At 63.3% G+C, this 25625-nt stretch carries 21 protein-coding genes and 1 pseudogene; 19 read left to right on the top strand and 3 right to left on the bottom strand.

The genetic code is table 11. The features are described 5' to 3' along the window. Positions 1 to 257 precede the first annotated feature (257 nt). The 13 genes and pseudogenes from MKI86_RS21345 (at position 258) to MKI86_RS21285 (ending at position 17411) form a co-directional block, all read left to right on the top strand. Positions 258 to 1484, top strand: a complete 1227-nt coding sequence (locus tag MKI86_RS21345) for an MFS transporter (RefSeq protein ID WP_117372061.1) — start codon at positions 258 to 260, stop codon at positions 1482 to 1484. A 15-nt stretch (positions 1485 to 1499) separates the two neighbouring features. Beyond that, entirely contained in the window at positions 1500 to 3950 is a 2451-nt protein-coding gene (gene nirB, locus MKI86_RS21340; RefSeq protein ID WP_241605126.1) for a nitrite reductase large subunit NirB, read from the top strand. 10 nt (positions 3951 to 3960) lie between these two features. Then, entirely contained in the window at positions 3961 to 4290 is a 330-nt protein-coding gene (nirD, locus tag MKI86_RS21335) for a nitrite reductase small subunit NirD (protein ID WP_241605124.1), read from the top strand. Position 4291: 1 nt separating this feature from the next. Further along, positions 4292 to 6949, top strand: a complete 2658-nt coding sequence (locus MKI86_RS21330; RefSeq protein WP_241605122.1) for a nitrate reductase — start codon at positions 4292 to 4294, stop codon at positions 6947 to 6949. Then, entirely contained in the window at positions 6921 to 7979 is a 1059-nt protein-coding gene (locus MKI86_RS21325; protein WP_306424487.1) for a siroheme synthase family protein, read from the top strand. The genes MKI86_RS21330 and MKI86_RS21325 overlap by 29 nt, the downstream gene beginning before the upstream one ends. A gap of 613 nt (positions 7980 to 8592) precedes the next feature. Further along, positions 8593 to 10747, top strand: a pseudogene (locus MKI86_RS21320) (4Fe-4S binding protein). 36 nt (positions 10748 to 10783) lie between these two features. After that, complete coding sequence (gene nosZ, locus MKI86_RS21315; RefSeq protein WP_241605120.1) at positions 10784 to 12712, top strand: TAT-dependent nitrous-oxide reductase; 1929 nt, start codon at positions 10784 to 10786, stop codon at positions 12710 to 12712. Between the two features lie 3 nt (positions 12713 to 12715). After that, positions 12716 to 14044, top strand: a complete 1329-nt coding sequence (locus tag MKI86_RS21310; RefSeq protein ID WP_241605118.1) for a nitrous oxide reductase family maturation protein NosD — start codon at positions 12716 to 12718, stop codon at positions 14042 to 14044. Continuing rightward, on the top strand, positions 14010 to 14909 hold the full coding sequence (locus tag MKI86_RS21305; protein ID WP_241605116.1) for an ABC transporter ATP-binding protein: 900 nt from the start codon (positions 14010 to 14012) through the stop codon (positions 14907 to 14909). Before MKI86_RS21310 ends, MKI86_RS21305 begins: the two co-directional genes overlap by 35 nt. Continuing rightward, positions 14906 to 15727 carry an ABC transporter permease gene (locus MKI86_RS21300; RefSeq protein ID WP_241605114.1) on the top strand — a complete coding sequence of 274 codons (822 nt, stop codon included), beginning with the start codon at positions 14906 to 14908 and terminating at the stop codon, positions 15725 to 15727. The genes MKI86_RS21305 and MKI86_RS21300 overlap by 4 nt, the downstream gene beginning before the upstream one ends. Beyond that, positions 15724 to 16308: a nitrous oxide reductase accessory protein NosL gene (locus MKI86_RS21295; protein ID WP_241605112.1), complete on the top strand. Its 585-nt coding sequence runs from the start codon at positions 15724 to 15726 to the stop codon at positions 16306 to 16308. Before MKI86_RS21300 ends, MKI86_RS21295 begins: the two co-directional genes overlap by 4 nt. Positions 16309 to 16311: 3 nt before the next feature. Beyond that, the gene (locus MKI86_RS21290) at positions 16312 to 17226 is read left to right on the top strand and encodes an FAD:protein FMN transferase (RefSeq protein WP_241605110.1); all 915 of its coding nucleotides are present in this window, start codon (positions 16312 to 16314) and stop codon (positions 17224 to 17226) included. A gap of 35 nt (positions 17227 to 17261) precedes the next feature. Beyond that, a complete protein-coding gene (locus tag MKI86_RS21285; RefSeq protein WP_241605108.1) occupies positions 17262 to 17411 on the top strand; it encodes a hypothetical protein in 150 nt (49 codons plus the stop codon). Between the two features lie 56 nt (positions 17412 to 17467). Here the strand turns inward: MKI86_RS21285 and MKI86_RS21280 are convergent, their stop codons facing one another. Beyond that, a complete protein-coding gene (locus MKI86_RS21280) occupies positions 17468 to 18145 on the bottom strand; it encodes a DUF542 domain-containing protein (RefSeq protein ID WP_241605106.1) in 678 nt (225 codons plus the stop codon). Positions 18146 to 18346: 201 nt separating this feature from the next. On the opposite strand from MKI86_RS21280, the gene MKI86_RS21275 reads away from it, so the two are divergent. From MKI86_RS21275 to MKI86_RS21260, 4 genes are all read left to right on the top strand, one after another. Further along, positions 18347 to 18739, top strand: a complete 393-nt coding sequence (locus MKI86_RS21275) for a hypothetical protein (RefSeq protein ID WP_241605104.1) — start codon at positions 18347 to 18349, stop codon at positions 18737 to 18739. Positions 18740 to 18909: 170 nt separating this feature from the next. Beyond that, the gene (locus MKI86_RS21270) at positions 18910 to 19440 is read left to right on the top strand and encodes a YcnI family copper-binding membrane protein (protein WP_241605102.1); all 531 of its coding nucleotides are present in this window, start codon (positions 18910 to 18912) and stop codon (positions 19438 to 19440) included. 56 nt (positions 19441 to 19496) lie between these two features. Then, the gene (locus MKI86_RS21265; protein ID WP_241605099.1) at positions 19497 to 21095 is read left to right on the top strand and encodes a copper resistance CopC/CopD family protein; all 1599 of its coding nucleotides are present in this window, start codon (positions 19497 to 19499) and stop codon (positions 21093 to 21095) included. 330 nt (positions 21096 to 21425) lie between these two features. Continuing rightward, on the top strand, positions 21426 to 21863 hold the full coding sequence (locus tag MKI86_RS21260) for a pseudoazurin (protein ID WP_370880040.1): 438 nt from the start codon (positions 21426 to 21428) through the stop codon (positions 21861 to 21863). Between the two features lie 95 nt (positions 21864 to 21958). Here the strand turns inward: MKI86_RS21260 and MKI86_RS21255 are convergent, their stop codons facing one another. Together MKI86_RS21255 and MKI86_RS21250 are read right to left on the bottom strand one after the other, a co-directional pair. After that, entirely contained in the window at positions 21959 to 22534 is a 576-nt protein-coding gene (locus MKI86_RS21255) for a UbiX family flavin prenyltransferase (RefSeq protein WP_241605095.1), read from the bottom strand. Further along, a complete protein-coding gene (locus MKI86_RS21250; RefSeq protein WP_241605094.1) occupies positions 22531 to 24042 on the bottom strand; it encodes a UbiD family decarboxylase in 1512 nt (503 codons plus the stop codon). Before MKI86_RS21250 ends, MKI86_RS21255 begins: the two co-directional genes overlap by 4 nt. 107 nt (positions 24043 to 24149) lie before the next feature. Between MKI86_RS21250 and ubiT the strand changes: the two genes are divergently transcribed. Together ubiT and ubiU are read left to right on the top strand one after the other, a co-directional pair. Then, entirely contained in the window at positions 24150 to 24656 is a 507-nt protein-coding gene (gene ubiT / locus MKI86_RS21245; protein WP_241605092.1) for a ubiquinone anaerobic biosynthesis accessory factor UbiT, read from the top strand. Then, a complete protein-coding gene (gene ubiU / locus MKI86_RS21240; RefSeq protein ID WP_241605089.1) occupies positions 24647 to 25624 on the top strand; it encodes a ubiquinone anaerobic biosynthesis protein UbiU in 978 nt (325 codons plus the stop codon). The genes ubiT and ubiU overlap by 10 nt, the downstream gene beginning before the upstream one ends. Position 25625 lies beyond the last annotated feature (1 nt).

The raw sequence follows: 25625 nt of genomic DNA, 5'->3' as shown, positions 1-25625 counted from the left end.
CCAGGCCTTCGAGAGTCGAGAAGAAATTATTATTATTGAAGATCAATAGCTTGATTAAATTGGCACACCGATTGCTTGTTAGAGCGTAGACCTTCGGGTCACGACATCGGCGTCCAACGACGGGCGCTTCACCAGCAAAGCCGCTGATCAGGATCCGTGCGCATGGGGCAACCATGGGGCATGTGCCTGGCCAGTGGCTTTTTGTTTTTCAACCCCGAGATTGGAGCGGCACGACCTTGTCGGGCCTCGGAGAAGCCATGTCTGAGATCAAGCAGCCCACATCCACGCGTGAACGCGCTGTCGCGCTCTGGATGTCCACCTTCGCCTTCACCATCTGTTTCGCCGTCTGGACGATCTTTGCGATCATCGGCATCCGCATCAAGGAAGACCTCGGCCTGTCGGAAGCCCAGTTCGGCCTGCTCGTTGGCACGCCGATCCTGACCGGCTCGCTGGTGCGCATCCTGCTCGGCGTGTGGACGCCGCGCTTTGGCGGCCGCCTCGTTTACACGCTGACGATGCTAGCCGCTGCCTTGTCGACGCTCCTCCTGTCTCACGCCACGACCTTCCCGCAGATGCTGCTTGCCGGCCTCGGCGTGGGACTAGCGGGCGGATCCTTTGCCGTCGGCGTGGCCTATGTCTCGCCGTTCTTCCCGGCGGAAAAGCAGGGCACCGTGCTCGGTATCTTCGGCGCGGGCAATGTCGGAGCGGCGCTGACGAAATTCGTCGCGCCCTTCGTTCTCGTCGCTGCCGGCTGGCAGATGGTTGCGCAAGTCTGGGCCGCGGCACTGATCTTCACCGCCTGCCTCTTCTGGTTCACCACGAGCGATGATCCGGCCTTCAAGAGCCGCCGCGAAAGCAAGGGGCCGAAGCGCAGCCTGCGCGAGGAATTCGCGCCGCTGAAGAAGGCCCAGGTCTGGCGCTTCTCGCTCTACTACTTCTTCGCCTTCGGCGGCTTCGTGGCGCTCGCTCTCTGGCTGCCGCGTTACCTCGTCGGCGTCTATGGCTTCGACATCGCCACGGCAGGCATGGTCGCCGCCGCCTATTCCATTCCCGGCAGCATCTTTCGGGCGCTTGGTGGCGTGCTGTCAGACCGCAAGGGCGCACGCTCCGTCATGTATGGCATGTTCGCCGTCTCGGCCGTCGCGACGCTCATCCTGTCGCTGCCTTCGGGCATCACGCCGGCCGTCTTCATCGTCGTGGTCTTCGTGCTCGGCTTCGTCATGAGCCTCGGCAAGGCTGCCGTCTACAAGCACATTCCGGCCTATTATCCCGATAGCGTCGGTGCCGTCGGCGGTGTCGTCGGCATGGTCGGCGGGCTCGGCGGCTTCATCCTGCCCATCGCCTTCGGCCTTCTCAAGGATGCGAGCGGCCTCTGGTCGAGCTGCTTCCTGCTGCTCTTTGCCGTCGTCGCCGTCTCGCTGATCTGGATGCATCTCTCCATCCGCCAGATGGAGCGCCCCTCCGTCTCCGCCGTCGCAGCATAATCACAAGGAAAGACCATGACCGAGAAACTCGTCATCATCGGCAATGGCATGGCGCCGGGGCGCATGCTGGAGCACCTTCTCGAGAAGGCACCGGGCCGCTACGACGTCACCATCTTCAACGCCGAGCCGCGCGTCAATTACGACCGCATCATGCTCTCGCCGGTCCTGTCCGGCGAGAAGGACTACGAAGAGATCATTATTCACGGCGACGGCTGGTACATCAAGCACGGCATCACGCTCTACAAGGGCCACCGCATCGTCGCCATCGACCGCGGTGCCAAGACGGTGACGTCGGACCATGGTGTGACCGAGAGCTACGACAAGCTGGTCATCGCCACCGGCTCCGTGCCCTTTATCCTGCCGGTGCCGGGCAAGGAGCTGCCCGGCGTCATCACTTACCGCGACCTCGACGACGTGCAGGCCATGCTGCTCGCCGCGCAGTCGCGCGAGAAGGCCGTCGTCATCGGTGGCGGCCTGCTCGGCCTTGAAGCCGCCGCCGGCCTTGCCGGCCGCGGTATGGATGTGACGGTGCTCCATGTCATGCCGACGCTGATGGACCGGCAGCTCGATCCGGCCGCCGGCTATCTCCTGCAGAAGGAGCTGGAAGGGCGGGGCATCAAGATCCTCTGCAAGGCCAATACCAAGGCCATTATCGGCAACGGCAAGGTCGAGGGCATCGAACTGGAGGATGGCCGCATCATCCCGGCGACGCTCGTCGTCATGGCCGTCGGCATCCGCCCGAGCGTCGGGCTTGCTAGGGAGGCGGGGCTTGCCATCAACCGCGGCATCGTCGTCGACCACGGCATGCAGACCTCCGACGGCAGCATCTGGGCGCTCGGCGAATGCGCCGAGGTCGGCGGCATGGTCTATGGCCTCGTCGCACCGCTCTACGAGATGGCGCGTGTCGCGGCTTCGCATCTTGCCGGCGAACAGGGTGCGGCCTTCGTGCATTCGGATACGCCGACCAAGCTGAAGGTGACCGGCATCGAACTCTTCTCGCTGGGCGATTTCGCCGATGGCGACGATCGCGAGGAGATCGTGCTGCGCGATGCCTCAGCCGGCGTCTACAAGCGGCTGGTGCTGAAGGGCAACAGGATCATCGGCACGGTGCTTTACGGCGAAACCGCCGATGGCGCCTGGTTCAATGATCTGAAGAAGAAGCAGATCGACATCTCCGAAATGCGCGAGACGCTGATCTTCGGCCAGGCCTATCAGGGGGGCGCTCCGCTGGACCCTATGGCGGCCGTTGCAGCCTTGCCGGATGATGCGGAAATCTGCGGCTGCAACGGCGTCTGCAAGGGCAGGATCGTCTCGACCATCACCGAAAAGGGCCTGACGTCGCTGGACGATGTGCGTGCCCACACCAAGGCGTCGGCCTCGTGTGGCTCCTGCACCGGCCTCGTCGAGCAGCTGATGACGCTGACGCTCGGCGACAGTTACAATCCCGCCGCCGTCCAGCCGATGTGCGGCTGCACCGATCTCGGCCATGACGACGTGCGCCGCCTGATCAAGGCGAAGGGGCTGAAGACCATTCCGGCGGTCATGCAGGAGCTGGAATGGAAGACCTCCTGCGGCTGCGCCAAATGCCGCCCGGCGCTCAACTACTACCTCGTCTGTGACTGGCCGGATGAATACGCCGACGACTACCAGTCGCGCTACATCAATGAGCGTGTGCATGCCAACATCCAGAAGGACGGCACCTATTCCGTCGTGCCGCGCATGTGGGGTGGCGTGACCAATTCCGGCGAGCTGCGCGCCATCGCCGATGTCGTCGACAAGTTCGAGATCCCCCTGGTGAAGGTCACCGGCGGTCAGCGCATCGACCTGCTCGGCATCGAGAAGGAGGATCTGCCTGCCGTCTGGGCCGATCTCGGCAAGGCAGGCTTCATCTCCGGCCAGGCCTATGCGAAAGGCCTGCGCACCGTAAAAACCTGTGTCGGCTCCGACTGGTGCCGCTTCGGCACGCAGGATTCGACGGGGCTCGGCATCCGCATCGAAAAGTTCATGTGGGGCTCCTGGACGCCGGCCAAGCTGAAGATGGCGGTCTCCGGCTGTCCACGAAACTGCGCGGAGGCGACCTGCAAGGACATCGGCGTGATCTGCGTGGATTCTGGGTTCGAGATTCACTTCGCCGGTGCCGCGGGCCTCGACATCAAGGGTACCGAAGTACTCGGCCTCGTGAAGAGCGAGGACGAGGCGCTGGAGCACATCGTGGCGCTGACGCAGATGTACCGCGAACAGGCGCGTTATCTCGAGCGCATCTACAAATGGGCGAAACGCATCGGGCTCGACGAGATCCGCCGCCAGATCATGGGCGATGCCGACAAGCGCAAGGCCTATTATGACCGCTTCGTTTTCTCCCAGAAATTCGCCCAGGTCGATCCCTGGTCGGAGCGCGTATCCGGCAAGGACAAACATGAATTCCGGCCGATGGCGACCATCGGCTACGGACAGGCAGCGGAATAGGAGGTCGGACATGAACTGGTTTGCCATCGGAAACATCGCCGACATCCCGCTGCGTGGCGCCCGCTGTGTGAAAACTCCGCAGGGCAAGATCGCAGTATTTCGCACCGCAGAAAACGAGGTTTTTGCCATCGAAGACCATTGCCCGCATAAAGGCGGGCCGCTGAGCCAGGGCATCGTTCATGCCAAGGCCGTGACCTGCCCGCTGCACAATTGGGTGATATCGCTGGAAACCGGCACGGCGCTCGGTGCGGACGAGGGCGCGGTAAAGACCATCGCGCTAAAGAATGACGGCGGCGCGCTGTTCATCGCGCTCGAAGACCTGATGGTGGCGGCCGAATAGGATGGAACAGGCGGTCAAGACAACCTGCCCCTATTGCGGCGTCGGCTGCGGTGTCATCGCGACGGTCGCCGAAGACGGTGCCGTTTCCGTCAAGGGCGATCCGGACCACCCGTCGAACTACGGGCGGCTCTGCTCAAAGGGCTCGGCGCTTGCCGAGACGATCGATCTCGATGGTCGCATCCTGCATCCCGAGATCAGGGGCGAACCGGCGTCCTGGGACAGCGCCCTCGATCTCGTCGCCGCAAAGTTTGCCGCCGCGATTGCCGAGCACGGCCCCGATTCCGTGGCGTTCTATGTCTCCGGCCAGTTGCTGACGGAGGATTACTACGTCGCCAACAAGCTGATGAAGGGGTTTTTCGGTTCGGCCAATATCGACACGAATTCCCGGCTCTGCATGTCCTCCTCCGTCGCCGGCCATCGCCGGGCTTTTGGTTCGGATACGGTGCCGGGGACCTATGAGGACCTGGAACTGGCCGATCTCGTCATCCTGACCGGTTCCAACCTCGCCTGGTGCCACCCCGTGCTCTACCAGCGCCTTGCCGCCGCCAAAGAGCGCCGTCCGGGCATGAAGGTCGTGGTCATCGATCCGCGCCGCACCATGACGACCGATATCGCCGACCTTCATCTGGCGATCCGCCCCGATACGGATGCGGCATTGTTCGTCGGCCTATTCTCGCATCTCGTCTCGAACAACGCCGTCGACCAGAATTATGTCGCGGCGCATACGTCGGGCTTTGCCGAAGCCTTCGCGACGGCGGCGGGCGTTTCCTTCGGCGAGGTGCTGGAGCGGACGGGGCTTCCGGCCATGCAGCTTCGCGAATTCTATCGCCTGTTCACGACGACCGGGAAGGTCGTCACCTGCTACAGCCAGGGCGTCAACCAGTCCTCGTCCGGCACAGACAAGGTCAACGCCATCCTCAATTGCCACCTTGCCACCGGCCGCATCGGCAGGCCGGGCATGGGGCCGTTCTCGCTGACGGGGCAGCCCAACGCCATGGGTGGCCGCGAGGTCGGCGGTCTCGCGAACATGCTGGCCGCCCATATGGCCATCGAAAGCGCTGAAGACCGCGACCGGGTGCAGCGCTTCTGGGCGTCGCCCGTCCTCGCGGAAAAACCGGGCCTCAAGGCGGTCGATCTCTTTCAGGCGGTGGCGGACGGGCGCATCAAGGCGCTGTGGATCATGGCGACCAACCCTGTCGTCTCCATGCCCGATGCCGCTGCCGTCGAGGCGGCGATCAAGGCCTGTCCCTTTGTCGTTATCTCCGACATTATCAAGGACACGGACACCGCCCGCCACGCCCACGTTATGCTGCCATCGCTCGGCTGGGGCGAGAAGAGCGGGACCGTCACCAATTCCGAGCGCCGCATTTCCCGCCAGCGCGCCTTCCTTGCCGCGCCTGGCACGACGCGGGCGGACTGGTGGCAACTAGTCGAAGTCGCGCGCCGCATGGGCTTTGCCGATGCTTTCGCTTATGAAACTCCGGCAGAAATCTTTTCCGAACATGCGGCCCTCTCGGCTTTCGAGAACGATGGCCGCCGTGATTTCGATATCGGTGCGCATGTTGGTGTCGGGCAGGATGTTTATGATGCGCTTGAACCCTTCCAATGGCCGCAGCCGGCAGGACAGGCCAGGACGGAAAGCCGCTTTTTCGCCGATGGCGGCTTCTACCATGAGGATGGCAAGGCACACTTCGTCGCAGTCGAGCCCGCCGAAACCGACCGCGCCAATCCCGACTACCCCTTCACGCTGAACACCGGCCGCATCCGCGACCAATGGCACACCATGACGCGCACGGGAAAAAGCGCGCGCCTGTCGTCCCACATCGCCGAACCCTTTGCAGAACTGCATCCGCGCGATGCCGTCGAGATCGGCGTCGGCAATGCCGGGCTGGTCGAGATCGAGAGCCCGCTGGGCAGCGCCGTGGTGCGGGCGCTGATCACCGAACGCCAAGCGCGGCGCAGCATCTTCGCCCCCATGCACTGGAACGATCAGTTTGCTGCCAGGGCCCGCATCGATGCCGTCGTCCCCGCCATCACCGACCGTTTTTCCGGCCAGCCCGCCTCGAAGAACGTTGCGGTCGCGGTCAAGCTGTTCAAGGCACGGCACTATGCCTTCGCCGTCTCGCAGGCGAAGCCGGTCGAGCCGGATGCGGCCTATTGGGCGCTCGCCAAAGCCGATGGCGGCTGGCGGCTGGAACTGGCGTTCACCACGCCGGTCCAGCACTGGGCGGACTGGTGCCGCCGCGTCTTCACCATCCCCGACGGCGTCGAGCCGCTCGGCTATGCGGATGCGCCGACCGGCGATGTCAGGCTCGCCTTCTTCGACGGGACTCGGCTTCTCGCCGCCTTCTTCCTAGCGTGCGAGCCCGTGGCAGTCGCCCGCAACTGGGCGATCGCCCAACTCACCGCCGAACACGCCAACCTGCGCAAGCGTTTCGCGCTCGTCGCCGGCCGGCCGGGTGCGGACAAGCCGGACCCCGGCGCCACCCTCTGTTCGTGCTTCGGCGTTGGCGTCAACCAGATCGTCGCCGCCGTGCGGGGCGGTTGCCACAGCGTCGAGGCCGTCGGCAAGGCGCTCAATGCCGGAACCAATTGCGGATCGTGCCGCGCCGAGATCAAGGGGATCGTCGATGGATGTCTCGCAGCCGCCGCGGAATGAAGCGCGCATAGAACCGCTCGCCAAGCTGCCGGTCTTCTGGGCGCTGGAGGGTGAACGTGTCGTCGTCGCCGGCGGCACGGATGCCGCGATGTGGAAGGCGGAACTGCTTGCGGCCTGCGGTGCCCGCGTTGATGTCTATGCGGAAACCTTCAGCGAGGCCTTCGAGGCGCTCTTCGCTCGCCCACCGGATCATCCGGCGGCAGGACTGACGCGCCATGCCCGGTGCTGGACGCCATCCGATCTGGCTGGTGCTGTGCTGGCGATCGGCGATTGCGAGGACGATGCGGAAACGTTCTTCAACGCCGCCCGTGCTGCGGGCGTGCCGGTCAATGTCATCGACAAGCAGGCCTTCTGCCAGTTCCAGTTCGGCTCGATCGTCAACCGCTCGCCGGTGATCGTGGCGATCTCGACGGACGGCGCGGCGCCGATCCTGGCACAGACGATCCGCCGCAAGATCGAGACGCTTCTGCCGCGCAGCCTGAAGGCTTGGGCGGCGCTGGCACAGTCGCTGCGCGGGGCGGTCAACCTGCGCCTTAAGCCCGGCCAGCCGCGCCGCGTTTTCTGGGAGCGGTTCTCCGACAGGGTCTTTTCCACGCTGGATACGCCGGAGGAGGGCGTAGGCGGGGTGCTTCTCGCTGATGCCGAACGGCTCGCGGAAGCCCCCGCCATCGGTCGCGTGACATTTGTCGGCGCGGGGCCAGGCGATGCGGAGCTCCTAACGCTAAAGGCCGTGCGAGCGCTGCAGGCGGCCGATATCATCCTCTTTGACGATCTGGTTCCCGGCGAAGTGCTCGAGTTGGCGCGCCGCGAGGCGACGCGCATGCCCGTAGAACGATGCGGCGGCGAGAGCTGCCGACAGAAAGAGATCGGAGACACTATCGTCAAGTTCGCTATGGCCGGCCAGTGCGTGGTACGGCTGTCACCCGGCGATCCGGTTGTCTTCGGGCGGGCCGAGGACGAGATCGCTCACCTCAAACGCCACAACATTCCTGTCGACGTTGTCCCAGGCATCACGGCGCCAGCTATATGACCTCACGTTCTGGCCTGTCTTTAACCGATCGTCACCACCTGAAATCGTTGCGTCTCGACGTTCCTCGCGCGAGGGACTATCCAACAATGTCGCCTGGAGAGGCGTCGCAGAGGTTGGGACCGTCGCGGCATTCTACATGAACTTGCGACAACAGGTCTGATCGTAGAGAAGTCACCGATAAGTTGCGGCGGTAGAGGCCTGCAATCATCATTAACCAGCGTAATCGAACCAGCCATGCCGGAAGCCGGAGTGAAACGCTCCAGACGGCATATGGCGGCCTCGACTAGCTGGTGCCCTTCGGCTCCATTTGGGACGCCGGGAGAAGTTAACGCCCTCGTCATCTCCTCGTTTCCGACTGTGCGGCTCGTAGGTGGAAATCATAGGCGCTCAGGCGGTGGAACAGTAAACTGCCTGTTTGACTTCAGGTTTCGCGGAGCGACCGTGCTCGACGGCCGCGCGAACCGTCTGAGAAGGAGGACCATTCGTCGAATTTCCGGCCGTTCGCAGACCCAGCGATACTGTCTAGTTAGTTGTTCTTTATTTGACGCAAGTCAACGACTGACCGGAGCTAACGATCCAATGGTCTCGCAACGATCCGCGGGAATGCCTTGGAATGAAAACCGTACGTCTGCTTCTTTTGCTGTGTGCCAGTCTGTGCTTGGTGGCGCCCGCCCATGCCCGTACGGTTCTGGAGGAGTACCTGCCTGCTGCAGCCGCGTCAGACCTCGTGCCCGGTGCGGAGGGTTTCGGTTCGATTCGCGAGGACCTAGCGGTGGCGCCGGTGCTGAAGCGCGGCCAGACGGTGGCCTGGGTCTTCATGACATCGGACTTCGTCGGGACCACCGGCTATTCCGGTAAGCCAATCCATACGCTCGTCGCGATCGGCACGGACGCCAGGATTGTCGGTGTCAAGCTGGTCAAGCATTCCGAGCCCATCGTCCTCATCGGCATACCCGAAGCGAAGGTGAATGCGTTGGTGGCCAGCTATGCCGGCCTGGACATCGTTGCCGAGGCGAAATCCGGTGGCACGGGACATGAGGTAGACATCATCTCCGGGGCGACGGTGACGGTGATGGTGATCGACGATTCCATCGTCCGCTCTGGACTGAAGGTCGCGCGTGCGCTTGGTCTCGGAGGGCTCGCGCCGGAAGCGGACGCGGCTGGGCCGCGCTTTGAGATTGACCGGGATGCCGCAGGTCCTACCGATTGGGCGGAGGCCGAGGGCGACGGCACGCTGCGCCGGTTAACGCTCGATGTCGCTCAGGTCAACGCAGCCTTTGCCGAACATCCCGACGAACGCGCGCGCGATCGTTCCATCACCGAAGCGCCGCAGACCACCTTCATCGACATGCAGGCCGCGCTGGTTTCGGTTCCCGCAATCGGCAAGACACTGCTCGGTCCAGCCCAGGATGCAAATCTGAGGAGCTGGCTGAAGGAGGGTGAGAACGCCATTGCCGTCGTAGGACGCGGCCTCTACTCCTTCAAGGGCTCGGGTTATGTGCGCGGCGGCATCTTCGACCGCATCGTGCTTATACAGGACGACGTTTCCGTGCGGTTCCGCGACCGCGATCATCGCCGGCTCGGCGGTATCGCGCTTGTTGGCGCGCCGGAATTTTCAGAAATGGACATGTTCCGCATTCCCGCCGGCCTCGGCTTTGATCCGGCCAAGCCCTTCCGCATTCAGCTTTTGGCACAACGCGAGGTCGGGCCAATCGAGAAGGTGTTCCACACCTTCGATCTCGGCTACCAGCTGCCGCAGAAATACCTGCGCGCTATCGCGCCACCCGTGCAGCAGGATGCCGTCGCCTCGCCGCAGGAAGAGGTGAGCGCGCAGGCAGATCTCTGGAAACGCATCTGGCGCGACTCCAAGCTGAAGATCGTCGTTCTCACCGCCATGCTGATGGTGCTGACAGGCGTGTTCTTCTTCCAGACTTATGCGGTCAAGAACGCCAAGGGCTTCTATATCTTCCGTATTGTCTTTCCTGTCCTTCACCCTGATCTTTCTCGGCTGGTACGCCAATGCGCAGCTTTCGGTCGTCAACCTCATGGCGTTGTTCGGCAGCCTAGTGAACGGCTTCAGCTGGCAGGCCTTCCTGCTTGATCCGCTGACCTTTATCCTTTGGTTTGCCGTTGCCGCCGCACTACTTTTCTGGGGTCGGGGCGCCTATTGCGGCTGGCTCTGCCCCTTCGGTGCCCTGCAAGAGCTGACCAACCAGATCGCCCGCAAGCTGCGCATTCCGCAATGGACGCTACCCTGGGGCCTGCACGAGCGCCTTTGGCCGGTCAAGTACATGATCTTTCTCGGTCTCTTCGGCGTCTCACTGATGAGCGTCGAGCAGGCCGAACATCTCGCCGAGATCGAACCCTTCAAGACCGCGATCATCCTGAAGTTCATCCGCGCCTGGCCGTTCGTGGCCTATGCGGTTGCGCTGCTGGCTGCCGGGCTCTTCGTTGAGCGGTTTTATTGCCGCTACCTCTGCCCGCTCGGCGCCGCACTCGCGATCCCTGCGCGTATGCGCATGTTCGACTGGCTCAAGCGCTACCACGAATGCGGAAACCCCTGCCAGACCTGCGCGATCCAGTGTCCGGTGCAGGCGATCCACAAGACGGGCGAGATCAATCCGAACGAGTGCATCGACTGCCTGCACTGCCAGGTCCTCTACCAATCCGAAACCGTATGCCCGGTGGTGATCAAGAAGATGAAGTCGCGCGCCAAGCTCGCGGCGAGCCCCGGCGGCCCGGTCCCGCAACCCGCAGCCAAAGTTTAACCAAAGCCAAAGTTTAACCAAAGAAGGAACCCGACCATGGAATCGAAGGAAAACAAGGGGCTGAGCCGCCGTGCGCTGTTCAGCGCCACGGCAGGCTCGGCGGTTCTCGCTGGCGCGATGGCGCCCGCCGCGCTCGGCTTTGGTGCCGCAGGCCTTGCGACGCCCGCCCGCGCCGCGACGGGGGCCGACGGTTCCGTCGCGCCCGGCAAGCTGGACGATTATTACGGCTTCTGGTCCTCGGGCCAGTCCGGCGAGATGCGCATTCTCGGCATCCCCTCGATGCGCGAACTGATGCGTGTTCCGGTGTTCAACCGTTGCTCGGCCACCGGCTGGGGCCAGACGAATGAATCGATCCGCATCCACCAGCGCACGATGTCGGAGAAGACGAAGAAGCAGCTTGCCGCCAACGGCAAGAAGATTCACGACAACGGCGACCTCCACCATGTCCACATGTCCTACACCGAGGGCAAGTATGATGGCCGCTACCTCTTCATGAACGACAAGGCAAACACGCGCGTCGCGCGCGTGCGCTGCGACGTGATGAAGACCGACGCCATTCTGGAGATCCCGAACGCCAAGGGCATCCATGGCATGCGTCCGCAGAAATGGCCGCGTTCCAACTACGTGTTCTGCAACGGCGAGGACGAGGCGCCGCTCGTCAACGACGGCTCGACCATGACTGACGTCTCGACCTACGTGAACATCTTCACGGCCGTCGATGCCGACAAGTGGGATGTCGCCTGGCAGGTGCAGGTCTCCGGCAACCTCGACAACTGCGATGCCGACTATGAGGGTAAGTGGGCGTTCTCGACGTCCTACAATTCCGAAATGGGCATGTCGCTGGAGGAGATGACCAAGTCCGAGATGGACCATGTCGTCGTCTTCAATCTCGCTGAGATCGAAAAGGCGATCGCCGCCGGCCAGTATGAAGAGATCAATGGTGTCAAGGTGCTGGATGGCCGCAAGGAGGCCAAGTCGCTTTTCACGCGCTACATCCCGATCGCCAACAACCCGCACGGCTGCAACATGGCGCCGGACAAGAAGCACCTGTGCGTGGCCGGCAAGCTTTCGCCGACCGTCACCGTGCTCGACGTCACCAAGTTCGATGCGATCTTCTACGACAATGCCGAGCCGCGCAGCGCCGTGGTGGCAGAGCCTGAACTCGGCCTCGGCCCGTTGCACACCGCCTTCGACGGACGCGGCAACGCCTATACGTCGCTCTTCCTCGACAGCCAGGTGGTGAAATGGAACATCGACGAGGCCATCCGCGCCTATGCCGGTGAGAAGATCAACCCGATCAAGGACAAGCTCGACGTCCAGTATCAGCCCGGCCACCTGAAGACCGTGATGGGTGAGACGCTCGACGCCTCCAATGACTGGCTGGTGTGCCTGTGCAAGTTCTCCAAGGACCGCTTCCTGAATGTTGGCCCGCTGAAGCCGGAGAACGACCAGCTCATCGACATCTCCGGCGACAAGATGATCCTGGTTCATGACGGCCCGAACTTCGCCGAACCGCATGACGCCATCTCCGTCTCGCCCTCCCTACTGCCGAACATCAAGTCGGTCTGGGATCGCAACGACCCGCTCTGGGCCGAAACGCGCAAGCAGGCCGAGGCCGATGGCGTCAATATCGACGAATGGACGGACGCGGTCATCCGCGACGGCAACAAGGTGCGGGTCTATCTCACCTCTGTCGCACCGAGCTTCAGCCAGGAAAGCTTCACCGTGAAGGAGGGCGACGAGGTCACCGTGATCGTCACCAATCTCGACGAGATCGACGACCTGACACACGGCTTCACCATGGGCAACCACGGTGTTGCCATGGAAGTCGGACCGCAGATGACGAGTTCCGTCACCTTCGTCGCGGCCAATCCCGGTGTCTATTGGTACTATTGCCAATGGTTCTGCCATGCGCTGCACATGGAAATGCGCGGCCGTATGTTCGTCGAACCGAAGGACGCCTGAGGTATGCGGCTGCCCGTTCTCCTGATCGGCCTTCTGCTCGCTTCGCCGCTTGCCGCGGCGGAGAGTGCTGTCGCGCCGGGTGCGGGCAGTCTCGCAGAGGCCATTGCCGGTGCGGCGGCCGGCGATGTGCTTGTGCTCACTGACGGGGCCTATACCGGCCCCGTCACCATCGACCGGCCGCTCACGATCAGGGGGCCGCGCGGCGCGGTGGTCGACGGCCAGGGACTGGGCAGCGTCGTGACAATAGCGGCCGAGGATGTGGCCCTGTCGGGCTTCACCGTCACCGGCTCTGGTCGCATCAATCAGGACCTCGATTCTGGGGTCAAGATTCTCCAGGGGGCTGATCGCGCACGGATCGAAAAGCTGCTCGTCACCGGCAATATGCATGGCGTCGATGTGCATGGCGGCCACAATGCCGTCGTCAGCGGAAACGAGATCATCGGCACAGACAACGCCCGCATGAATGAGCGCGGCAACGGCATTTATGTCTGGAACAGCCCGGGCACGTTGCTCGAGGGCAATGTCATCCGCTACGGTCGTGACGGCATATTCTCCAATGCCAGCGCCGACAGCATCTATCGCGGCAATGTCATGCGCGACCTGCGCTTTGCCGTGCACTTCATGTATACGCGCAACACCGAGGTTTCAGGCAACGTCTCGGTCGGCAACCATCTCGGCTTCGCCATCATGTTCTCCAACAAGGCGAAGATCCTGAACAATCTGAGCCTTGGCGATCGTGAGCACGGGCTGATGCTGAACTATGCCAACAATGCCGACGTGACCGGAAATCTGGTGCGCGGCGGTTCAAAGAAATGCCTCTTCATCTACAATGCCCACAAGAACCTCATCTGGAACAACCGTTTCGAGGGCTGCGGCATCGGCATCCATTTCACCGCCGGTTCTGAGAAGAACGTGCTCTCCGGCAATGCCTTCATCGCCAACCGCGAGCAGGTGAAATATGTCGGTACGCGGAGCATGGAATGGAGCCATGAGGGCAGGGGCAATTTCTGGTCCGATCACCCGGCCTTCGATCTCAACGGCGACGGTATCGCCGACAGTTTCTACCGTCCCAACGACCTGATGGACCAGATCCTCTGGTCGCAGCCGGCCGCGAGCCTGCTCATCGGCTCGCCTGCCGTGCAGCTCGTACGCTGGAGCCAGCGGGACTTTCCCGCAACCTTGCCCGGAGGCGTACGCGACAGCGCGCCCCTGATGCGTCCCATCACCATATCCGTCCCGCCTGACATTCTTGGCTACGAAGCCGAAGCAGCCGGTCGCTGGGCCGAAGGAAATTATGATGACACCGAACCTGACAATCTCTCGGCTCACTAAGCGCTTCGGCGAGGTGAAGGCGCTGAAGGCCGTTTCGCTGACGTTGGAAGCGGGGCGACGCGCGGCGCTGCTTGGCCACAACGGTGCCGGCAAATCGACCTTGATGAAGATCGTCCTCGGCCTCATCCCCTATGACAGCGGCGACGTCACGGTTTGCGGCATGGCGCCCGGTTCTTCGGCGGCGCGCGCTCAGGTGGCCTATCTGCCGGAGAACGCTGCCTTCCACCCCGCTTTGACTGGAGAGGAGCAGCTTCGCCACTATCTCGCACTGCGTGGGGAGAACCCGAAGCAAGCCATGGCGCTTCTTGCCCGCGTCGGGCTAGAGAAGGCGGGGCACCGACGCATCGGCACCTATTCCAAGGGCATGCGCCAGCGCGTCGGCCTCGCGCAGACGCTGATCGGTCGCCCGGGTCTCCTCGTGCTGGATGAGCCCACGTCGGGTCTCGACCCGGTGTCGCGGCGCGATTTCTACGATCTCCTCGACGGCCTCGCCGCCGAGGGAACCGCGATCCTGCTTTCTTCCCACGTGCTGACCGAAGTAGAGGCGCGGACAGACCGCATCCTTATCCTCTCGGGGGGCGAACTGGTGGCAGAGGGCACTCTCGCCGATCTGCGGGCCCGCGCGGCACTGCCCGTCTCCCTTCTCGTTCGCCCCACTTCCAACCGTACACCTTCTCTTACGGCGGCCTTTCCCCAGGCCGTTGCGAGCGGAGATGGACTTCTGCGCCTTTCCTGCGCGCAGGCGCAAAAACTGCCGCTCCTGGCCCGAATAGCCGCGCTCGGGGGCGACGTCGCGGATCTCGATGTGATCCCACCGAGCCTCGAAGATATCTACAGTCATTTCAGCCGGAGGGACGGGCAATGAAGCGCATCCTCGCCATCGCGATCTCGGAATTCCGCATCGCCTTTCGCAATCGCTGGGTCTCCATCGCGACGGGCATGATGGTGCTGTTTGCGCTGGTGCTCGCTGCCGCCGGTGCCGCACCGACGGGGGATGTGGGTGTGGACCGGCTCTCGGTGACGGTCGCCTCGCTCACGTCGCTCGCCGTCTATCTCGTGCCGCTGCTCGCGCTCCTAATGAGCTTTGATGGGGTAGCGGGCGAGGTGGAGCGCGGCACGCTGCCGCTGCTGCTCACCTATCCTGTCTCGCGCCTTCACATCCTGCTCGGTAAGCTGCTCGCCCATCTCGTGATCCTCTCTCTCGCGGTTACGCTCGGTTACGGCTCGGCGGCGTTGGTCGCCGTCTGGTCCGATGCCGAGGCGATTAGGGGGCTTGGCTCCTTGTTGCGGCTGATCTGGTCCTCCGTGCTGCTCGGGGCCACCTTCCTCGGTGCGGGCTATGCGCTCTCGGCTTTGGCGCGTCGGCCCTCCGGAGCCGCCGGTTTTGCCATCGCGCTCTGGCTCGTGGCGGTGGTACTCTACGACCTCGCGCTGCTTGCGCTGATCGTCTCGGATGGCGGCGGTGCCTTCACCACGCAGGCGCTGCCGGTTGCCCTGCTTGCCAATCCCGCCGACGCCTTTCGGGTCTTCAATCTCTCGGCGGCGCAAGCCGTTGCGGCGGCAGGCGGCATTGGCGGCGCGGCGGGTGCCATTCCGCTCTGGCAATCGGCCGCTTCGCTCTTCGTCTGGCCGCTGGCCGCCATCGCGCTTGCCGTGACGGCTTTCCGGAAGGTGACGCCATGAGGATCTCGCTTCGTTTGGCCCTGTTCGTTGCCGCCCTCGCGCTGCTTTCCGCCTGCAAGGAGGAGGTGGCCCAAAGCACGACGCCGCAGGACATGACGCCGGAGACCCTCGGTCACTATTGCCAGATGAACCTCCTGGAGCATCCCGGCCCGAAGGCGCAGGTTTTCCTCGAAGGCAACGCTGCGCCGCTGTTCTTCAGCCAGGTGCGCGATGCCGTCGCCTATATGCGCGGCCCCGAGCAGGTCGCGCCGATCCTCGCCGTCTATGTCAACGACATGGGCGAAGCAGGTGCGACCTGGGACCGGCCCGGCGATGGCAACTGGATAGCCGCCGACAAGGCTTTCTACGTTCTCGGCTCGGCGCGTGCGGGCGGTATGGGGGCGCCGGAGGCGGTGCCGTTTTCCAGCCGGGAGCGCGCCGAGGATTTCGTCCTCGCGGAGGGCGGCCGCGTGCTGACGCTCGCCGATATCACAGATGACATGGTTCTCGCGCCGGTCCAGGCCGGAGAGGACCAAGCGGACGACGCCGACGCGGATTTCGATGGCCGCCTGCGTGCCCTGCCCAACAAAGCCGGAGGCTGACCCATGCCCATCACCCGACGCCGCCTGATCACGATTTCCGCCGCTCTGGCCCTCTTGCCTGTTACTTCCCGCGCGACACCAAAGGGCACGACCCATCAATGGACGGGACAGGCGCTGGGAGCTCGCGCCTCGATCCGTCTCGACCATCCCGACGGAGAGGCCATCGCCGCCCGCGTCATGGCCGAGATCGAACGGCTGGAAGATATGCTCAGCCTCTACCGGCCGCACAGCGCGTTGTCTCATCTGAACCGCGACGGGCATCTCCCCGCGCCGCCTTTCGAATTGCTCGACTGCCTGTCGCTGGCCGGTGCCGTCCACAGCGCGAGCGGCGGACGGTTCGACCCGACCGTGCAGCCTCTCTGGGCGCTCTGGGCCGAAGCGGCGGCAGCCGGTACGAGGCCCGATGCGCAAGCGGTCGAGACGGTCCGCCACAGGACCGGATGGGCGAAGGTGGAACTCGACACGGCAGCCATCACCCTGCAGCCCGGCATGGCGCTAACATTGAATGGTATCGGCCAAGGCTATGTCGCCGATCGGGTCGCAGCTCTGCTGGAGGCGGAGGGGCTGAGCAATATCCTGATCGATACGGGTGAGCTGCGGGCGCTTGGCGGTAAGCCGGACGGTGGGAACTGGCCGGTACGCATGGAGACGGGCGAACGCCTGGCGCTGCGCCAGCGCGCGCTCGCCACTTCTGCCCCACTCGGTACGACCTTCGACCAGGCGGGCCACGATGGCCATATCCTCGATCCTGCAACCGGCATGCCCGCGGCATCCCCGTGGCGTTCCGTCTCGGTCTCGGCGCCATCCGCCGCCATCGCCGACGCGCTCGCCACCGCCGCCTGTCTGATGTCCGAACCGGAGACGATCCACGCCATGCTCGGACATTTCGAAGGTGCGCGTCTGGAAGCCAGCGCCTAACCAAACATTCGATCCCGCACCGACGAGAGGCTGTCATGGATAAGAAAGAACCGTGCAAACCCCTGGTGTTTTCCGGTGAGCAGATCAGTGGCAGGGAAATCAACGGCGGCAGCCTGATGCCGATGCTGATCGCCGACTTTGTCGTGATCGCCGTCGGCTATGCGGCCGTAATGGCCTTCGTCTGACGAATGTGTGGTGGAGCGACACCCGGATAATCCGGATGCCGCTTTCGGTCTGGGGCTTAGGCACCGATGGCGGCTTCAGGCGTCTCGAAGCGCGGGAAAAGCACGGTACTCTCCAGATGCATGTGCAAGACGAGATCATCGGTGAGCTTGCGCAGCCCCGTATAGAGCGCCGTCCACGAACCGGAGGCACCCGCCGGCAGCGCCATGCCATGGGCTGCATGCTCTATATCCTGAAGGAGCCTGTCGGTATCGGCATGTTCATTGCGCATCTGCACGATCGGGCGGGAAATCCGCGTGTTTTGCCCCTGCCGCATCAGGGGGAAGAGGATTTGCTCCTCGGTCATCATGTGGTCTTCCAGTTCCGCCTTCAGCGCGACCAGTGCGCGAGCCAGTCCTGATGGGGCGACAGGATGGTCACCGTGAACGCGTTCTACCTTCTCGGCGAGCGGGATCAAAAAGGCCAGTTCGCGGCGATGGGTCTCATGGTAACGCGACAGAAGATGATCAATGAGCGGCCCGGTCTCCTGTGGCGCTTCAAGACCAGCCTTCCGCTGGAGCGCTTCGAGCTCGGCAAGCAGATCTGTCGGCGATAGGCCGGCCCGTCCGGCCGCTTGGCGCAGAGGAATATCACCCGCACAGCAGAAATTGATGGCAGAGCGGCGAAACAGTTCGGCCGCACCCGGAAGTTTGGCAGCAATGGTGGTCACGGTGGTCTCGAGGGAAAGTGTTTGCATGCTTGATCCTTTGAAGGAGGGAAGAACTCCATTTTGCAGGATCGTCATGCGTCCTCTTTGCGCCCGGCCGAACAAAAGAGCGCTTGCATGAGAAGTTATCGTGGCGCTGCTTGCTGCACCGCAAAGAGTGCGACAATTCGGCGGGCCGAGACCCTTTTAATCATGCGGCGTGCTTGGTAAGCCTCCGTGTGAGAGGTTTTGATGACGGTATACATGCAGCATCGCCGGAACGGATGGGTGGCTTTCGCCGTCGCCGTGCTGATGGCGCTGCAGGTTCTTCTAAGCCCCTTGGCCCAGGCTGCCACGGCCGGCATTTCGGCGGTGGATGCCTTTGGCAATCCGCTCTGCATCACCCATCTCGACGAGCAGAAACCGGCGTCAACGCCGAACCAGGAGCGCTTGCTCGCTCCCGATTGCTGCACGCTGGCCTGCGGCATGGCAGCAGGCATCGTTCCGCCGTATCGTCCTGTCCTCATTCTGTTCAATCCGCTTGCACAACCCTCACAACGGATTTTCGACGGTTATGACGACCACGTGCCTTTGGCGCATGAGGCTCTGCCCGGGCATCCGCGCGGTCCCCCGACACTCGCCTGATCGCCGGGCCAGTGCCGGCAAGGCCATCGTGCGAGCATGTCGTGCAGGTTTTCCCTGCCCTGATCGCTGCATGAGCGGACCGCCTGCTGCGTGCCCTCGCGCTCCTATCTCGTTTACTTTTTCCATCATACCGTGCCGGCAGGCATGACCGGCTCTCTTGGAGACTGACAATGCTGAAAAGAACACTTGCAACCGTTGCCGCCCTTGCGCTCGGTTCCAGCGCCGCCCTTGCCCATGTTTCATTGCAGCTGAAGGAGGCACCGGTCGGTTCGACCTATCGCGCGATCTTCCAGGTGCCACATGGCTGCGAGGGCAGGCCGACCAATGTGGTGCGCGTGCAGATCCCCGAAGACGTGATTGCGGTGAAGCCGCAGCCGAAGGCCGGCTGGACGCTTGAAAAGATCAGGGGCGCCTATGCCAAATCCTACGACTACTACGGCACGCCGACCAGCGAAGGCGTCAAGGAAATCGTCTGGAGCGGCGGCAATCTCGGCGACGACGAATATGACGAATTCGTGCTGCGGGTCTATCTGACGAAGGATTTGAAGGCGGGTGAAACGCTGCACTTCCCCGTGGTGCAGGAGTGCCCGGATGGTGTGGCCGAGCGCTGGATCGAAATCCCGGCCGCAGGCCAGTCTGAGGACGATCTTGAGCTTCCCGCCCCCGGTGTGGAGCTGCTTGAAGCCATAGGCGGCCAATGAACCCGAAAAGGCCGGCGCTTTCGGGCGCCGGCCCCGTCTGTCCTTCGGAGATTGTCGTGCGGGACCATCTTGGCCGATCCTGTATCCAGGTTTTTCTGACCGGTATCCTCTGGTGCTGCCTCGCTGTGGCAGCGTTGGCGCATGCCTCGTTGACGGGCGCGGTGCCGGCTGACGGCGCCGTCGTCAATGCGCCGCCGAAAACCCTGTCGCTGTCCTTCAGCGAGCCGGTGTCGCCGCTCGTGCTGCGGCTCATCCTGCCCGATGGGCAGTCGAAGACGCTGGAGACATTCGTTCTGCGCGACCGCACGCTCGAGATCGCAGCACCCGGCGACCTTGCGGCGGGAACCCACGTGCTTGCCTGGCGCGTCGTCTCCGAAGACGGACATCCCGTCGCGGGGTCCGCGATCTTTTCGATTGGCGCGCCGAGTAGCGCGCCGCAGGCTGACGGGGAGGTGATCGACTGGCCGGTGAGGACGGCGCTATGGCTTGCCCGCATCGCGATGTATGCCGGCCTGTTCTTCGGGATCGGCGGCCTTTTCGCCGTCCGATGGCTGATCCCCGGTGGCGTCGATGGGGTGCCGGTTGTAAGGGCGGCTCTGCTGCTCGGCCTGTCGGGCACAGTGGTCTCCTTGGGTTTGCAAGGGCTCGATGCCCTGGGCGCTCCGCTCTCCAATCTTACTGATCGTACGGTCTGGAGCGCGGGGCTCGCGACGAGTTTCGGTCTGACCGTAATCGTGCTCTCCTTTGCGTTCCTTCTGGCGCTGGTAACCTCTTCAAGGACGATTTTTTCGGGCCGCGCGGCATCGCTTGTAGCCGTTGTCGCCGGAAGCGCGGCGATGGTGTTGAGTGGCCATGCAAGTTCGGCGACGCCGCAATGGCTGATGCGGCCGGCGGTCTTCGTGCATGTGATCACGATTACCATCTGGATCGGCTCTCTCCCGCCACTGGCCTACGCTTTGCAGCATGGAGGCGATGGCGCGCGGCAGGCGCTTGGCCGGTTCTCTCGTCTTATCCCGCTCTGTGTCGCCGCATTGATCGCGGCCGGCCTGCTGCTGGCCATCGTACAGGTCCAGACATTCGATGCGCTCGTCTCGACGGCCTATGGGAATGTCCTTCTCGCGAAGACGGCGCTGCTTGTCGTCCTGTTTTTTCTCGTGGCGACCAATCGCTGGGTCTTCACCAAACCAGCCGAGCGTGGCGAGTTGGGCGCGGCACGGCGGCTTGCCCGCGCTGTTATCATCGAGACCATAATCGCCCTCGCCATTTTTGCTGTCGCCGCCACATGGCGGTTCACGCCGCCGCCCCGCGCGCTGGCGATCGCGGCTGCGCAGCCTGTGTCGATCCATATCCATTCGGACAAGGCGATGGCTGAAATTGCCGTCACGCCTGGACGCGCCGGTCCGGTCGAGGTGTCCGCCATCATCCTGGCACCGGATTTCACGGCTATCATACCGAAAGAAGTGGCTTTCGCGCTTTCCAATCCGCAGGCGGGTATCGAGCCGATGCGCCGGAAAGCCATCTTGCAGGCCGACGGCGTGTGGCGTGCCGCCGATGTCATCGTTCCCATTGCCGGACGATGGCGCGTGAGGGTTGATATTCTCGTCAGTGATTTTGAGCTCGTGCGGCTTGAAGACACGATTGAACTACCAAGATAAGGCCATCTTAACACTAGCAGAACAGCCTGTTCCATTTGCGCAAAGGGCATCTACTCGTGCAGTTAGGTATAGCAAGCCAAAGACAATCAAGACTCCTAGGAACGTCGTGGTCGTCCCGAAACTGGTTGGCGCCCCCAGAATCAGGGCGACTGTGGTTGACCACCCAACGTGGCGTTCCGCGTGCAATCGAGAACAATGCTCCGATCATGCCGCCGGTGACCATTCTGTCGCCGTTGTTTGATCAACGTCAAAGAATGGTGGGTTCACGTGGCCTATCCCTTTCACATGAACGATTGACGTTCGTCAGCAAGGAGAATTCCAGTGCGTGTTATAATAAAGAGCATCGTCGGCGCGGCAGCGGTCCTTTTCGCGCTCGCCCTTCCCGCCGGTGCGGCAGATTTTGAAGTGCACATGCTCAACAAGGGTGCCGACGGCGCCATGGTGTTCGAGCCCGCCTTCGTGAAGGTCGCCCCTGGCGACACGGTTACCTTCATACCCACCGACAAGGGCCACAACGTCGAGACGATCAAGGACTTCATCCCCGAAGGGGCGGAAGCCTTCAAGAGCAAGATGAACGAGACCTATAAGGTCACTTTCGACAAGCCCGGCGCGTATGGTGTGAAGTGCACGCCGCATGTCGGTATGGGCATGGTGGGTCTTGTCGTCGTCGGCGATGCACCGGCTAACCTCGATGCAGTCAAGACCGGCAAGCTTCCGAAGAAGGCCCGCGAACGCTTGGACGCGGCCATCGCTAAAATGGGCCTGTAAACACGATCTAAGACCGAAAATGAGGGCCGGAGAACGATTGCTCTCCGGCTCCTCTTGCTATCTCTACAAGCATCTTGTGCGGGGCTGCCGAATTCCTATCGCGTGCCCTGCCAGCTCTTTGCCAGAAGAGGGTGAGGAAGCGCGAGCAGGTCGATGGCGCGGGCGGCGAGGTGGTCGATGATCTCCGCGACGGAGCTTGGGCAGTGATAGAAGGCCGGGACGGGCGGCATGATGATGGCCCCCATCTCGGTCGCCGCGACCATGCTGCGCAGGTGTCCGAGATGCAGCGGCGTTTCCCGCGCAAGCAGCACGAGGCGGCGGCGCTCCTTCAATTGCACATCCGCTGCGCGCGTGAGCAGCGTGTCGGTTCGCCCGGTCGCGATGGAAGACAGCGTCTGCATGGAGCAGGGTGCGACGATCATGCCGCGGACCGGAAAGGAACCACTGGCAAGGGAGGCGCCGATATCGTCGATCGGGTGGTGCTGGGCAAGAGCGATAAGCCGATCGAGCGTATCGGGGCCGCATTCCAGCGCAAGCGTGCGCCTTGCTGCGTTCGAGACCACCAGATGGCTTTCGATCCCGGGCAGTATTGCGAGCCTCTCGACGATGCGAACGCCGAGTGCCGCACCCGATGCGCCAGAGATACCGACGATGACGCGTTCCGTCGTCATGCGGTCACCTCTCCGAGGCCCAGCGTCTGCCAGAGCCCATCGACCCGTGCGGTAACCTCTGGCGACATGGCGAGAGGGCGGCCCCATTCGCGCTCGGTCTCCGCACCGATTTTGTTGGTGGCATCGAGACCGAGCTTGCCGCCGAGGCCGGATTTGGGCGAGGCGAAGTCGAGATAGTCGATCGGCGTGTTCTCGATGACGACAAGGTCGCGGCTTGCGTCGAAGCGCGTGGAGAGCGCCCAGATGACATCAGGCCAGCTTTTGACATCGATATCGCCATCCACGGCGATGACGAGCTTGGTGTAGTTGAACTGCGGCAACATGGACCACAGCCCCATCATCACGCGCCGTGCCTGGCCCGGATAGCGCTTGTCGATCGAAACGACCATGGCGCGATACGAGCAGGCCTCGGGCGGCAGCCAGAGATCGCGGATTTCGGGAAATTGCCGTTTCACCAACTGCACGAAGAGGTCGTTCATCGCCTCACCGAGCCGCGAGGGCTCGTCAGGCGGGCGTCCGGTATAGGTTGAGAGATACAGCGGGTTTTTGCGCATGGTGATCGCCGATAGCGTCAGGACCGGGAAGGTTTCGACGGAATTGTAGTAGCCGGTATGATCGCCGTAGGGACCTTCCTCGGCGGTTTCGTGTGCGGAAACGAAGCCTTCCAACACGATCTCCGCGCTTGCGGGAATTGGGATGGGTACCGTTAAGCCCGTCGCTGTCTGCTGCCGCCGGCCGCTAAGTACGCCGGCGAAGGCAAGTTCACTCATACCATCCGGCAAGGGCATGACTGCCGAAAGGATGGTGGCGGGATCGGCGCCGATGACGATCGCGACCGGCATGTCTTCGCCATGTGCCTGCCAGAGCCGGTGATGGCGCGCACCACCGCGATGTGCCAGCCAGCGCAGGATCAACCGGTTCTTGCCGAGCTTCTGCATGCGGTAGATGCCGACATTGGTGTCGTGGGGATCGTAGGGCGCCTGCGTGATCACCAGGGGCCAGCTGACCAGGGGCGCCGGCTCGCCGGGCCAGCAGGTCTGTATCGGCAAGCGATCGAGGTCGATGGCGCCCCCCTGCCAGATCGTGTGCTGGCAGGGCGGGCGGGTGATGGTGCGCGGGTTCATCGAAAGCGCCGCTTTAAGATGCGGCAGCTTCTGCCAGGCGTCCCGCATCGATCGCGGAGGTTTGGGATCGCGCAGGTCTGCCAGAAACGACGCAAGCTGCGGCAGGCCGCCGGCCTCCAGACCGAAACCCCATTCGATCCGCTCGCGTGTGCCGAAAAGATTGGCAAGGAGCGGGATGGTGTGGGCAGTGCCATCGGCATCAACCGGTTTTTCGAAAAGCAGCGCCGGGCCTTCCTGTGCCAGAACGCGGCGATGGATTTCGGTGATCTCGTGCACTAGCGAGATGGGCTCTCGGATGCGCTTCAGTCGCCCTCGCTGCTCCAGCAGAGCGACGAAATCCTGAAGGGTGTCATAGCGGCGGGAAACGGAGTTCTCAGATTTCATACCGAGCTTCTGCAGGGGAAAAACGGCGTGGTCTTTGTGCTGGCGCAAACACTTGGGGGCCGTGGCTCCCTAGGCTTTATGCGTTCCTTCCCCTCAAGGCGAGCTGCATGCCCCATCTCTCTCCCCTCCTTGCAAAACCCGTCGAAATCGCGCCGCTCTGGTTGGTGGAGCGCGTAGCGCGCACCATCTTTGCCGGTGTGCTGAAGGGGCACCCCGATCTTTTCGACCGTCTCGGCGAATTCCAGCAGACGCGCTATTGCTTCTCGCCTTCTGATCTCCCCTTGCATTTCCGCATCGTGCCGGCGGCCCATATGCTGTCCGTCTTTCGTGGCGAGCCGCCTTTGGCGGATGCGCGCATCGAGGGGCCGCTCGGGTTGCTGTTGGGCCTTATGGAAGGGCGTTGCGATGCCGATGCGCTGTTCTTTTCGCGCGATCTCTCGATTACCGGCGACATGGAGGCGATGCTGGCGCTGCGCAATGCGCTTGACGACAGCGCCATCGATCTGCCGCGCGAACTCGGTGCGCTGGCAGGACCATTTTCGCCGCTGGTGAGCGGGGCTGCACGCCACATCCGTGCACGGGCGCTTGGGGGGAGGGACGCGGCATGGAACTGATCTGTCCCGCCGGTACACCCGCGGCCTTTCGCGAGGCGATAGAGGCCGGTGCCGACGCCATCTATTGCGGCTTTCGCGATGAGACCAACGCCCGCAACTTCCCCGGCCTGAACTTCAGCCGCGAGGAACTGCGCCAGTCCACCGCGCTCGCGCGTCACAGGGGCGTCCAGACCTTTGTGGCGCTCAACACCTTTATGCGCGCGGGCGACGAGGCGCTCTGGTATTCCGCCGCCGACCATGCCGTAACGATCGGGGCCGATGCCCTGATCATCGCCGATTTCGGGCTGATGGCCTATGTAGCGGAACGATATCCCGAGCAGCGCCTGCATGTTTCCGTCCAGGCGTCCGCCTCCAATCCGGATGCGATCCGCTTCCTCGTCGAGGCCTTCGGTGCCAAGCGCGTGGTGCTGCCGCGCATTCTGACGGTGCAGGATATCGCCCGGCTGACGCGGCAGATCGATTGCGAGGTGGAGGTCTTTGCTTTCGGCGGCCTTTGCGTCATGGCGGAGGGCCGGTGTTCGCTCTCTTCTTATGCAACCGGCAAGTCGCCCAACATGAACGGTGTGTGCTCGCCGGCGAGCCATGTGCGATACCGGGAGGAGGGCGGCGCACTCGTCTCCGAGCTCGGCGCCTATACGATCAACCGCTTCGGCCCCGGCGAAGCCTCCGGCTACCCGACGCTGTGCAAAGGCCGCTTCGATGTCGGGGGCATGGAGGGCTATGCCTTCGAGGACCCGGTTTCGCTCGATGTGATCGACGAGATCGATGCGCTGAAGGCGGCCGGCGTGTGTGCCTTGAAGATCGAAGGGCGGCAGCGCGGCAAGGCCTATGTCGCCGAGGTGGTGTCCTCGTTGAAGAAGGCGCTCCTCGCGAGCCCGACGGAGCGTACAGCGCTCGTTTCCAGGCTGCGGGCGATGAGCGAAGGGCAGCGCACCACCTCCGGCGCCTATGATAAGCGCTGGCGATAGG

The sequence above is a fragment of the Shinella sedimenti genome, from assembly GCF_022601905.1.
Taxonomy (GTDB): domain Bacteria; phylum Pseudomonadota; class Alphaproteobacteria; order Rhizobiales; family Rhizobiaceae; genus Shinella; species Shinella sedimenti.
This window is presented reverse-complemented; position numbering and strand designations above follow the sequence as displayed.